General features: G+C 63.4%; 8 protein-coding genes. 2 read left to right on the top strand and 6 right to left on the bottom strand.

Features of this window, described 5'->3' with window-relative positions; genetic code table 11:
* Window positions 1-27: 27 nt before the first annotated feature.
* The 3 genes from HT579_03390 to HT579_03380 form a co-directional block, all read right to left on the bottom strand.
* Window positions 28-1,029, bottom strand: a complete 1,002-nt coding sequence (locus HT579_03390; GenBank protein QKS28076.1) for a sulfate ABC transporter substrate-binding protein — start codon at window positions 1,027-1,029, stop codon at window positions 28-30.
* Window positions 1,030-1,263: 234 nt separating this feature from the next.
* Window positions 1,264-2,595, bottom strand: a complete 1,332-nt coding sequence (gene pbpG / locus HT579_03385) for a D-alanyl-D-alanine endopeptidase (GenBank protein ID QKS28075.1) — start codon at window positions 2,593-2,595, stop codon at window positions 1,264-1,266.
* A 203-nt stretch (window positions 2,596-2,798) separates the two neighbouring features.
* A complete protein-coding gene (locus HT579_03380) occupies window positions 2,799-5,099 on the bottom strand; it encodes an NADP-dependent malic enzyme (protein QKS28074.1) in 2,301 nt (766 codons plus the stop codon).
* A 360-nt stretch (window positions 5,100-5,459) separates the two neighbouring features.
* Between HT579_03380 and HT579_03375 the strand changes: the two genes are divergently transcribed.
* Window positions 5,460-7,298 (top strand): phosphoenolpyruvate carboxykinase (GTP), encoded by a 1,839-nt coding sequence (locus HT579_03375; protein QKS28073.1) that lies wholly within the window; start codon window positions 5,460-5,462, stop codon window positions 7,296-7,298.
* A gap of 115 nt (window positions 7,299-7,413) precedes the next feature.
* Window positions 7,414-8,580: a pyridoxal phosphate-dependent aminotransferase gene (locus tag HT579_03370; protein ID QKS28072.1), complete on the top strand. Its 1,167-nt coding sequence runs from the start codon at window positions 7,414-7,416 to the stop codon at window positions 8,578-8,580.
* A gap of 16 nt (window positions 8,581-8,596) precedes the next feature.
* Here HT579_03370 and ampD read toward each other — a convergent pair whose 3' ends face one another.
* From ampD to HT579_03355, 3 genes are read right to left on the bottom strand one after another with little or no spacing between them, the layout of a single operon-like run.
* Entirely contained in the window at window positions 8,597-9,178 is a 582-nt protein-coding gene (gene ampD, locus HT579_03365; protein QKS28071.1) for a 1,6-anhydro-N-acetylmuramyl-L-alanine amidase AmpD, read from the bottom strand.
* A complete protein-coding gene (locus HT579_03360) occupies window positions 9,175-10,542 on the bottom strand; it encodes a sigma-54-dependent Fis family transcriptional regulator (GenBank protein QKS28070.1) in 1,368 nt (455 codons plus the stop codon). Before HT579_03360 ends, ampD begins: the two co-directional genes overlap by 4 nt.
* Window positions 10,536-12,113, bottom strand: a complete 1,578-nt coding sequence (locus HT579_03355) for a histidine kinase (protein ID QKS31473.1) — start codon at window positions 12,111-12,113, stop codon at window positions 10,536-10,538. The genes HT579_03360 and HT579_03355 overlap by 7 nt, the downstream gene beginning before the upstream one ends.
* Window positions 12,114-12,117 lie beyond the last annotated feature (4 nt).

The following is a 12,117-nucleotide window of genomic DNA, read 5'->3' as shown; positions in this document are numbered from 1 at the left end:
GCGGCCACATCACATTGCTTCCCGGTCTCACTTCTTCAGGTAGATCTGGTCGAAGCTGCCGCCGTCCTTGAAGTGCGCTGGGAACGCCTTGCTCCAGCCGCCGAAGACATCATCGACCGTGAAGGTCCTTACGGGCGGAAACTGCTCGGCATACTTCCTCAGTATTTCGGGGCTGCGGGGCCGCAGGTAGTTCTGCGCGGCGTTCTCCTGGCCAGCCGGCGACCACAGGTACTCAAGATAGGCCTGCGCCAGCTTGCGCGTTCCCTTCTTGTCCACCACCGGCGTCACGATGGCTACCGGGAACTCGGTGAGGATGGACAGCGAGGGGTACACCACGGTGAACTCGCCCTTGCCGAACTCTCTCGCAATCAGTTCGGCCTCGCTTTCAAAAGAGACCAGCACGTCGCCGATCCTGCGCTGCATGAAAGTGGTCGTCGCGTCGCGACCGCCAGCGGCGAACAGGGGTGCGTTCTGCAGCAGCCTGGCGACGAACTCCTGTGCCGTGCGCTCGTTGCCGCCGGGCTGGCCGAGCGCGAAGCCCCAGGCGGCGAGGTACGTGTAGCGGCCGTTACCGGTGTTCTTGGGATGCGGCAGGATCACCTGGACACCCGGTTTGACGAGATCAGGCCAATCCCTGATCGCCTTCGGATTGCCCTTGCGGACGATGAACACCATGGTCGAGGTGTATGGCGACGCATTGTTGGGAAAACGCTTGGCGTAGTCCTTGGCAACCAGACCCTTCTCGGCCAGAAAGTCGACATCGGACGCCTGATTCATCGTCACCACGTCAGCTTCCAGCCCGTCGGCAACGGCCCGCACCTGCTTGCTGGACCCCGCATGCGACTGCTTCAGCTCGACCAACTCGCCGCTCAGCGTTTTCCAGTGTTTCTGGAACAGCGGGTTGTAATCCTTGTAGAAATCCCTGGCGACGTCATAGGAGACGTTGAGCAGACTGGCATCAGCCAAGACCGGTAGGGCACAGAGGCAGAGGGCCAGGGCCGCAAACCACCGGCGGATGAATCGGGACATGCGCTCCTCCATGGCAACTCTTGGCACAGGCCGTCATGATAGCTAAGACGGTTAGAACGACAAAGCATCAATCCTAATTAATTTATCGCCGCAAGTTATGTTCAACCTGCGGCCACTCGTGCTCACGGAGGTTCGACGTCGTCTGCAGGAGCCACTACCTCGAGGGGGCCGCCAACCCCGCAGGCCAAAAAAGAGCCACGGCATGCCGTGGCTCCTCTTGCTGCACCCAGCGTATCAGACTGACGTCGGCAGTCTGCCGGCAGCCGACGCGCTCTCCATCCAGCGCTTGATACGATTGGCATCGCCGATGCGAGTCTGCTTGCCGGCCGAATCGAGGAGCACGATGACCACCGGCTTGTCGGCAACACGCGCCTGCATCACCAGGCACTTTCCGGCCTCCTGAATGTAGCCGGTCTTCGACAGGCCGATCTCCCACGTCGGGCTGCTGACCAGCTGGTTCGTATTGTGGAACTCGAGTTCGCGGCCTTTCACCTCGGCGCGCACACCAGGCGTCGTCGAGAATTCGCGGATCAGCGGGTAGCGATGGGCAGCGGCAACCATCCGTGCCAGATCATGTGCGGTAGACACATTGTTGCTGCTCAGTCCGGTGGGATCCTCGAAGCGCGTATGCGCCATCCCCAGTGACGCGGCCTTGCGGTTCATCGCTGCGATGAAGGCCGGCAAACCACCCGGATAGTGACGGGCCAGGGCGTGCGAGGCACGGTTCTCGGATGACATCAGCGCCAGCAGCAGGGCCGTCTCGCGCGAGATCACCGTCCCCACACCGAGGCGAGAACGACTGCCTCGCAAGTAATCGACGTCCTCGTCACCGATGCTGATCGGCGCCTGCAGATTCGGCATGCTGTCGAGCACCACCATCGCGGTCATGACCTTCGTGATCGACGCGATGGGTACGACGGCGTTGGCGTTCTTCTCATAGAGCAGTTCTCCTGCGTCCTGACCGATGACCAGCGCTGAGCCCGAATGCACCGCAAGCTGCCCTGGCTCGTGCCAGAGGTCGGCATTGCTGGCAACCGCGCGCGTCAGGTTCCTTTTCTGGTAAGCCTGAGCGGAAACGGCAGCTTCACGCTGTGAAGCGAAACCCCTCTTCGCCGCCAAGGCGGACGGCTTGGCCACGTTCTGGCGCAGATTGGACTTGTTCCGGCTCGCGAACCGCTCCCCCTGCAGGTCCTTGGCCTTGCGGTCCGCCGCCGTGCTACCGCCCCGCTTTTCTGCCACCGCTGCCACTTTGCCCGGTGCCGCGGCGGACTGGGCTGATGTTCCGCGTGTCGCCGCGGCGGCCCGGTCTTTCGGCGCGCCTGCCCGGGTCTCGGCGGCTGCCGAGGGAGTCTTCTGCACCACCACCCGGTCCTGTCGTTTCGCCTGTATGGGCTTCTGCGCTGCTGATCCGAGCGTGCCGGAACGCGCCGCCACGCTTGCCGTTCCCTTGCCTGTCGCAGCCTTTCCCTTGGCCGGTTCGGCCGCATGAAGCGCCCCAGTCGGCGCCACGAGTGTGGTCAGCATGGCCAAAAAAAACCCCGCCAAAGCTCTCAGAGTCATCCGCATTGCATCTCTCCCGCACGATTCACCTTTTTGCCGCGCTCCGGCACGACCGGACTGCCAACGCCATAGACCATCAAAAATAAGCAGATACGCGAGCTATGTAATGTAGCACATTATGCAACAGAGCGGGCGGGAAACAAGCCCGGGCTGAAGCCTGACAGAGGCCGCAACGCTGCCGCGCCGACCGGCGGCCGACAGCGCAGCGCTCAGCGTTCGTTCATCAGCTTATCGACCACGGTCAGGGCCGTCATGTTGACGATGCGTCGGACGGTCGCGGTGGACGTCAGGATATGCACCGGCTGCGCGGCACCAAGGAGAATCGGACCGATCGTCAGATTGTCACCGGAAGCGATCTTGAGCAGATTGAAGGAGATGTTCGCGGCATCGAGGGTGGGCATGATCAGCAGGTTGGCCTGTCCTTTCAGTCGCGCGTCACTCGGAAAGACGCGCTGACGAATGTGCTCGTCGAGAGCGGCGTCACCATGCATTTCGCCCTCGACCTCCAGGCGCGGCGCCCGCTCCTTGAGCAGCTTCAGCGTCCTGCGCATCTTGACGGCCGTCGGGGTGTTCTCCGAGCCAAATGACGAGTGCGACAGCAGGGCAACTCGGGGCTGGATGCCAAACCGGCGCACCTCATCGGCAGCGAGCAGCGTCATGTCCGCCAGTTGCTCGGGCGATGGCTCGTAGTTGATGTAGGTGTCGGCAATGAACAGCGTCCGGTCAGGCAGCACGAGCAGGCTCATGGCGTACAGGTCGCTGACGCCGGGAGCCAGACCGATGACGTTCTCGACGTACTCGCGATGCACGTCGTGCCGACCGAAGGTGCCGCAGATCAGCCCATCGGCATCGCCCATGCGGACCATCATCGCCCCGAACAGCGACGCCCGCCGGCGAACTTCGCGGCGGGCGAAATCGGCCGACACCCCCTTGCGCTCCATCAGGCGCCGATACTCACGCCAGTAGGACTCGAAGTGCTCGTCGAAGAAGGCATTGTTGTCGGCGTAGACGATGTCGAAGTCATCGTCCGGCGTGACGCGCAGATTCAGCGCTTCGAGCTTGCGCTCGATCTCGGCGGGATGGCCGATCAGGATCGGTCGCGCGATCCCCTCATCGACGATCACCTGGATGGCACGAAGGACGCGGTCGTCCTCGCCTTCGGCGAAAACGACGCGCCTGGGTGCCTGTTTGGCCTGCGAGAACACAGGCTTCATGATCAGGCCGAAGTGATAGACGAACTCGTGCAGGCTCTCGCGATAGGCTTCCAGGTCCTTGAGCGGCCGGCTCGCGACACCCGACGCCATGGCCGCCTCGGCGACGGCCGGCGCGATCCTGCCGATCAGCCGCGGATCGAAGGGATTCGGGATCAGGTACTCGGGGCCGAAATTGGCATGCTTCTCGCCGTACGCCTGGAGCGCGACCTCCGACTGCTCGACGCGTGCCAGCTCGGCAATTGCCCGCACCGCTGCCAGCTTCATGGCGTCGTTGATGGTGGTCGCACCAACGTCCAGCGCGCCGCGGAAGATGAATGGAAAGCAGAGCACGTTGTTGACCTGGTTCGGATAGTCCGAACGACCAGTGGCGATGATCGCGTCATTGCGCACCGCCCTGACATCTTCCGGCCGGATCTCCGGATTGGGATTGGCGAGGGCCATGATCAGCGGCGACGCAGCCATCTGCGCGACCATCTCCGGCTTCAGGACTCCGCCTGCCGACAGCCCGAGGAAGACATCGGCCCCGACGATCACCTCGCTCAGCGTCCGCGCATCGGTGCGCTTGGCATAACGTGCCTTGATCTCGTCCATCTCCTCGACGCGCCCTTCGTACACCAGCCCCTTGATGTCGGTCACCCAGATGTTGCCAACCGGCAGCCCGAGCATCACCAGCAGGTCGAGGCACGCGAGGGCTGCTGCACCGGCGCCGGAACTCACCAGCTTGACCTGATCGAGTTCCTTGCCCTGCAGGAAGAGTCCGTTGAGAATGGCCGCGCCGACGACGATCGCGGTGCCGTGCTGATCGTCGTGAAAAACCGGAATCTTCATTCGCTGGCGCAGCTTCTGCTCGACCTGGAAGCACTCGGGAGCCTTGATGTCCTCCAGATTGATGCCGCCGAAGGTCGGCTCCAGCGAGGCGACGATCTCCACCAGGCGGTCCGGGTCTTCTTCGTCGATTTCCAGGTCGAACGCGTCGATGTTGGCAAACTTCTTGAACAGTACCGCCTTGCCTTCCATGACCGGTTTTGCCGCCAGCGGACCGATCGCGCCCAGTCCGAGCACCGCCGTGCCGTTGGTGATCACTCCAACGAGATTGGCGCGCGAAGTGAGCGCACTGACCTCAGCCGGAGACGCGGCGATCTCTTCGCACGCCGCCGCAACGCCCGGTGAGTAGGCCATCGACAGGTCGTACTGGTTGGCCAGTTGCTTCGTCGGCTGTATCGCCACCTTGCCCGGCTTCGGGTTGCGGTGGTAGAACAGGGCGGCGGTACGAAGTTGCTCTCCTTGTTTCTTCATCTTTCCTTCTCCTCAGTTTCGCCACGCCCCCGCTGCCGCCTATCGGCCGCGGGACGGGCAGCAAACGGGCGCCTGCGAGGTGCAAGCGGTGCCTGTCGCCGGGGCTCTTCTTGTTGTCGACCGTTGGTGTGAACCGGACCTGTGGCATAATTACACAAACCCTCCAATCCTTGTAGCACCAACGCCTAGCATGCTGACCGCACCCCCTGCACTGGGCTTGTTTCTCGCCAACCGCGACCGACGCGTCGCATCCGACCGGGCTGAACAGACCACTCCGGCCCCCGGCCCTTGCGGTTTGGCTCCGCGCGCGCCGCTCCACGGTAAATCCCGCTTCTCTACCTTCATTCGAGAGTGATTACCATGAACCAGACTGTTTCCATCAACGCCCCCGATTACGTCAAGCATGAACGCCTGAAGCAATGGGTTGCCGAGATTGCAGCACTCACCGAACCAGCCAGCGTCGTCTGGGCCGACGGTTCGCAGGAGGAATATGATCGTCTCTGTGCCGAACTGGTCGAGGCCGGCACCTTCACCAAACTCAAGAAACGCAAGAACTCGTTCCTGGCTTTCTCGGACCCGTCGGACGTCGCGCGCGTCGAAGACCGTACCTACATCTGCTCCGCGAAGAAGGAGGACGCCGGTCCGACGAACAACTGGGAAGACCCGGCCAAGATGCGCGGCATCCTCGGCGACCTGTTCAAGGGCTGCATGAAGGGCCGCACGATGTACGTCATCCCGTTCTCGATGGGTCCCATCGGCTCGCCGATCGCGCAGATCGGCATCGAGATCTCCGACAGCGCCTATGTCGTCGTCAACATGCGCATCATGACCCGCATGGGCAAGGACGTTTTCCCGGTCCTCGGTACCGACGGCACTTTCGTTCCCTGCGTGCACTCGATCGGCGCACCGAAGGAGCCGGGCCAGAAGGATCCACGCTGGCCGTGCAACCCGACCACCAAGTACATCGTTCACTATCCCGAAACCCGCGAGATCTGGTCCTATGGTTCGGGCTACGGCGGTAATGCCCTGCTCGGCAAGAAGTGCCTGGCCCTGCGCATCGCCTCCAACATGGCGCGTGACGACGGCTGGATGGCCGAGCACATGCTGATCCTCGGCGTCGAGTCTCCGGCCGGCAACAAGCATTACGTCGCTGCCGCCTTCCCATCCGCCTGCGGCAAGACCAACTTCGCCATGCTGGTGCCACCGCAGAGCCTGAGTGGCTGGAAGATCACCACCATCGGTGACGACATCGCCTGGATCAAGCCACGCAAGGACAAGGACGGCGTCACCCGCCTCTATGCGATCAACCCTGAAGCCGGCTTCTTCGGTGTCGCCCCGGGTACCAACGAAAAGACCAACTTCAACGCCATGGCCTCGCTCGCCGAGAACACCATCTTCACCAATGTCGCGCTGACCGATGATGGCGACGTCTGGTGGGAAGGCATGGGCCCGGCACCGGCGCACGCGATCGACTGGCAGGGCAACGACTGGACACCGGAGATTGCCAAGGAGAAGGGAACCAAGGCGGCACACCCGAACTCCCGCTTTACCGCACCCGCTTCGCAGTGCCCGTGCATCGACGAAAAATGGCAGGATCCGGAAGGGGTACCGATCTCGGCCTTCCTCTTCGGTGGTCGTCGCGCATCGACCGTTCCGCTGGTGTGCCAGACGCGTGATTGGGAGCATGGTGTCTACGCCGCCGCCACCCTTGGCTCGGAAACCACGGCTGCCGCCTTTGGGCAGCAGGGTGTCGTGCGTCGCGACCCCTTCGCGATGTTGCCGTTCTGCGGCTACAACATGGCCGACTACTACAGTCACTGGCTGAAGATGGGCAAGGCGGCCGACAAGCAGGTGCCGATCTTCATCGTCAACTGGTTCCGCATGAACGAGAAGGGCGAGTTCGCCTGGCCAGGCTTCGGCGACAATGCCCGTGTCCTGAAGTGGATCATCGAGCGCTGCGAAGGCAAGGCCTCGGCCCGCGAAACGACCCTTGGCTGGATGCCCAACTACGAGGATCTCGACTGGAGCGGCAGCGACTTCTCCAAGGCCGAGTTCGCCGGCGTCACCAGCCTCGACAAGCAGGCCTGGCTGAACGAACTCGAGGGCGTCAAGGACTGGTTCGGCAAGATGGGCGACAAGCTGCCCGCCAAACTCGCCGACGTTCGCGACGAGTTCGAGAAGGAGTTCCAGGCCGCCTGATCGGTAGATCGGCGCAGTCGTTGAAAGGAAGCCGCCCGCGGGCGGCTTCCTTGTGTCGGCCTGCCGGCTTGCGGCTAAACTGACGGCTTCATCAGCCCGCGAGCAACACACCACCATGCCAAGTCTTCCCGCGCACCGCCTGGCCGACATCGAACCCTTCCACGTCATGGAGTTGATGGCGCGTGCAAAGGAGCTGGAAGGCAGCGGCCGCAACATCATCCACATGGAAGTCGGCGAGCCCGACTTCGCCACTCCGGAGCCGATCGTCGCAGCAGCGCAGGCGCACATCGCCAGCGGCCACGTTCGCTATACGGCCGCGCTCGGCCTGCCTGAACTGCGCGCCGCGATCGCCGGCTTTTACGCTACACGCTACGGCGTCAGTGTTCCGGCATCGCGCATCGCCGTCACCGCAGGCGCTTCCGGCGGCCTGCTGCTGGCCATGGCCTGTCTCGCCAACCCGGGCAGCGAATGGCTGCTGACCGATCCGGGCTACCCCTGCAACCGGCACTTCGTGCGCTGTTTCGAGGGCCGGCCGATCGGCATTCCGGTGCGCGGCGAGAGCAATTTTCAGCCGACGCTGGACGATCTGGACGGATTCTGGAACGAACGCACAGCCGGCGCCCTGTTTGCATCGCCAGCCAACCCGACGGGAACCCTGCTCGCTGACGAGACGCTGAGCGACATCGCCCGCTTTGTCCGCGAAAGGGGCGGACAGCTGATCATCGACGAGATCTACCACGGGCTGACCTACGGGCGCGATGCCAGGACCGCGCTCGAGTTCGGCGACGACATCTTCGTCGTCCAGAGCTTCTCGAAGTACTTCAACATGACCGGCTGGCGTCTCGGCTGGCTCGTCGTGCCGCCACGCTTCGTCCGCGGCATAGAGAAGCTGGCGCAGAATCTCTTCATTTCGCCGTCGGCAGCGGCACAGCACGCCGCCTTGGCGGCGTTCGCGCCAGCCACCATCAGTATCCTCGAGGAGCGCCGCCGGGAATTCCAGAAGCGGCGGGACTTCCTGGCGCCAGCGCTCGAGAACCTGGGTTTCCACTTCCCGGCGAGGCCACAGGGAGCCTTCTATCTCTATGCTGACTGCTCGCAGCTGGCCAACGACAGTGCTCGTTTCGCCGGCGAACTCCTCGAGTCGGCCGGCGTTGCCGCGACGCCCGGACTCGACTTCGGCAGCAACCGGCCCGAGAAACACCTGCGCTTTGCCTACACCAGCGGAACGGAGCGACTGGCTGAGGCGGTCGACCGGATTCGCCGCTTTCTTGGGCAAGCCTGACGATTCGACGTCGGTGTCAGCACAGCGACCCAGGCAGGCTACCGATCGACGCCAGACGGCACCAGTCGAAAAATGGCCCGGGATCGGTCTTGCGGCCGGGAGCAATGTCACTGTGACCGACCACTGCGGTAACCGGAAACCTTGCGCACAAGAGCCGGAGCAGCGGCAACAGGCATGCGTACTGCGCCTCGGCAAACGGGAGTTGGTCGCAACCCTCGAGTTCGATACCGAGCGAGAAGTCGTTGCAGCGCGGTCGGCCCTGCCAGCATGAGAGCCCCGCATGCCAGGCGCGCTGACGACACGAGACGAACTGGACCAGTTCACCATCGCGTCTGATCAGGAAGTGTGCCGAAACCCGCAGACCAGCGATCTGGGCGAAGTAGGGATGAGCCGCGGCGTCGAGTCGGTTGCTGAACAGCCGCACGATGGCGTCGCCTCCAAAGCAGGCGGGTGGCAGACTGATCGCGTGAACAACGATCAGCGAAACCGTCTCTCCCTCGGGCCGTTCGTCACAGTTGGGTGACTCGATGCGCAGGACACCATCCAGCCAGCCCGCATCACTGATTGCCGCCGCGACTGCCGGACGCGGAAAGCTCATTCTTCGATGCCCAACCGCTCGATCCGGTAGCGCAGCGAGCGAAAGCTGACGCCCAGCAGACGTGCCGCCGCCGTGCGGTTGAAGTCGGTCTTGGTCAGCGCCTCGAGAATGGCCTGTTTCTCGACGCGATTGATATAGTCATCGAGAGTCTCACCTTCCCTGCCGAGACTGTCGCGAACCGCGGTCGCTGGCGCCAGTTGCAGATCGTCGACCGCCACCGTCTCGCCGCTGCACAGCGCGATGGCACGTTCCAGGATGTTCTCCAGCTCGCGGACATTGCCGGGAAAGCTGTAGGCGTCCAGCACCCGGGCGGCCTCGGCATCAAGGCGCGGTGGCTGCGGCCCACAAAGTCTGCAGAGCATCGCCTCGGCCAGGGGTGCAATATCCTCACGGCGCTCGCGCAATGGCGGCATCTTCAGTTCGATGACGTTGACGCGGTAGTACAGATCCTGACGGAAGGTACCGGCATCGACGCAATCCCTGAGCTGGTGGTGAGTCGCGGAAATGATCCGCACGTCTACCGCTTCCTCGACCGTGCTGCCGACCCGGCGCACCTTCTTCTCCTGAATCGCACGCAGGAGCTTGACCTGCATCCCCAGCGGCAGGTCCGCCACCTCGTCGAGAAACAGCGTCCCCCCCTGCGCCGCCTGGAAGAACCCGGGGCGATCGCTGTCGGCCCCCGTGAACGCCCCCTTGCGATAGCCGAAGAACTCGCTCTCCATCAGGTTCTCGGGGATCGCCCCGCAGTTCACCGGCACGAAGGGTGCGCTGCGGCGCGCGCTCTGATCATGAATCAGGCGCGCAGCCAGTTCCTTGCCGGTACCCGACTCGCCCGAGATGTATACAGGTGCCTGGCTGCGCGCAAGCTTGTCGATCATCTCGCGCACATGCGTGATCGCCGGTGACCTGCCGATAAGCCGTGTCGCAGCTTCGCTGGCTTCCCCCTCATCCGCGCCGCTGCGCCGTGGCAGGTTGAGAGCCGACTTGATCAGGCTGCGCAACTGCTCGAGCGCAACCGGTTTGGCGAGATAGTCGAAAGCTCCAGCTTTCAGCGCGGCGACTGCATTCTGCGTCGTGCCGAAGGCGGTGATCACCGCCACCGGCGTCTCGCCGTAGCTCTCGGCGATCAGCCTGACGATCGCCAGCCCATCCCCATCGGGCAGCCGCATGTCCGTCAGGCACAGCTGATAGCGCTGTTGCTCGAGGAACTTCCGGGCCTCCGCAACCGTCGCCGCACAGTCAGCCAACAGCCCCATCCGTGCCACAGTGAGATCGAGAAGCTCGCGGATATCCGCCTCATCATCGACCACCAGTACACGGGCCAAGTCGCCGCGCGGGCGACGTTGCACCTTGCCAGTCAACAATCGAGAGCCCTCCCCAAGAGACGAAAATCGGCACCCTTGCCGCGCCCCATCAGTTCGAGACGGGCTTCGTTCGCCTCGCACAGTTCGCGCGCTATATACAGGCCAAGACCGGTGCCGCGATGGTGAGTGGTAAAGAAGGGCTCGAAGATCTGTTCGCGCAGATCGTCCGCCACACCCTCACCATCGTCAACGACATGCACTTCCACCTGCCCGGCCACCTTGCCATCGGCAACCAGCAAGCGCACGCTGCCGGCCAATCGACGGGAATGCCGCAGGGCGTTGCTGAGCAGGTTCCACAACACTTGGTGCAGGTGCGAACGATCGAAACAGATGCTCGCCCTGCCGCCGACCTCCAGCCAAATCACATCGGCGGTGAGTTGCTCCCTCGTCGACCACTCTTCGACGACTGCCGGCAGCAACTGGCGCAGGTCGACCAGCTCACTATACACGCGATCGCGACGTCCCAGTTCCAGTACATCGCTGACGATACGTTCCACACGCTGGGTGTTGTCCAGCAGGATGCGCAACAGCCGTTCGTACAGTTCGCCGCGCCGCTCCTCACGCATCAGTTCTCCGGCATGGCGAATCGCTGACAGCGGATTGCGGATCTCATGCGCGATACTCGCGGTCAGACGGCCAAGTGCCGCCAGCTTGATCTGCTGCGCCTGTTCGCGCAGGCGGCTCATGTCCTCGAGAAACACCAGCACATCGCTGTCGCCACTCGTGGTGGCGACAAACCTGGCGCGCAGCTGCGTTCCGTTCGTGGGCACCTGCACCAGTACCGCGACGTCCCGACGCTCCTGCCGCCAGTCAGTGAAGGCCTGCAGCAGTTCGGGCGAGCACTCGCGCAGAGCCGGCTCGCCGCTCTCGCTGGCAGCAAGCAACTTCCGGGCGCGCGGGTTGCTTTGTGCAACCCGCGCGTCACTGCCGAGCACCAGAACCCCTTCCTGCATCTCCTCGATGACTCTCTGGCTGACCAGCGTCTGTTTCTTCAGATCGATGCCACGACGACGGGCTAGTTCCTCGTTGGCAAGGACCCGCCGGGCGAGCAACCGTGCCGAAATGGCAACGGCAAAAAAGGCGATGCTGAAGACGCCGGCATGGAAGAAGGCAGTCGCTTCAAGATCGGTCTGCAATCCACGATAGGACTGCTCGGTGAGCACGGCGAGGGTCGCCAGCGCAGCATAGAAGATCACCAGGCGCCCCTGGCCGACGAGACCAGCACCAGCCAGCGTCACCAGAAGCATCGATCCGAAACCGCTGCCAAGGCCGCCTCCGACGTGAATCAGCAGCGTCATAACCAGCACATCGCAGAGCACGCTGACCGTGAGTTGGGTGCTTGCATGCTGCCGCCAGGCGTAAGCGGCGATGGCCGAGAGGATCGTGCTCAGGAGGTATCCGCCGGCAAGCACAAGGTGCTGCGAACCATGGTGCCAAGTGGCAACGGGAAAGGCGGCAGGATACAGCAGCGCCGAAAAGAAAAGCAGCGCGGCAACCACGAGGCGGTAGAGGTTGAAGTACCGCAGCGACTTCCAGCGCGTTTCGGAGAAGCTCTCGTCGCCACGTCCCAGCGTC

The organism is Candidatus Accumulibacter similis (genome assembly GCA_013347225.1).
Classification (GTDB): Bacteria; Pseudomonadota; Gammaproteobacteria; order Burkholderiales; family Rhodocyclaceae; genus Accumulibacter; species Accumulibacter similis.
Note: the sequence above shows the minus strand (reverse complement) of the source record. Positions and strands in the feature narration are given on the sequence as shown.

Excerpts from the sequence above, each read along its gene's own strand:
- HT579_03375 (QKS28073.1), top strand. The coding sequence starts at position 5,460 with ATGAACCAGACTGTTTCCATCAACGCCCCCGATTACGTCAAGCATGAA.
- HT579_03390 (QKS28076.1), bottom strand. The coding sequence starts at position 1,029 with ATGTCCCGATTCATCCGCCGGTGGTTTGCGGCCCTGGCCCTCTGCCTC.
- ampD (QKS28071.1), bottom strand. The coding sequence starts at position 9,178 with ATGAGCTTTCCGCGTCCGGCAGTCGCGGCGGCAATCAGTGATGCGGGC.
- HT579_03380 (QKS28074.1), bottom strand. The coding sequence starts at position 5,099 with ATGAAGAAACAAGGAGAGCAACTTCGTACCGCCGCCCTGTTCTACCAC.
- pbpG (QKS28075.1), bottom strand. The coding sequence starts at position 2,595 with ATGCGGATGACTCTGAGAGCTTTGGCGGGGTTTTTTTTGGCCATGCTG.
- HT579_03370 (QKS28072.1), top strand. The coding sequence starts at position 7,414 with ATGCCAAGTCTTCCCGCGCACCGCCTGGCCGACATCGAACCCTTCCAC.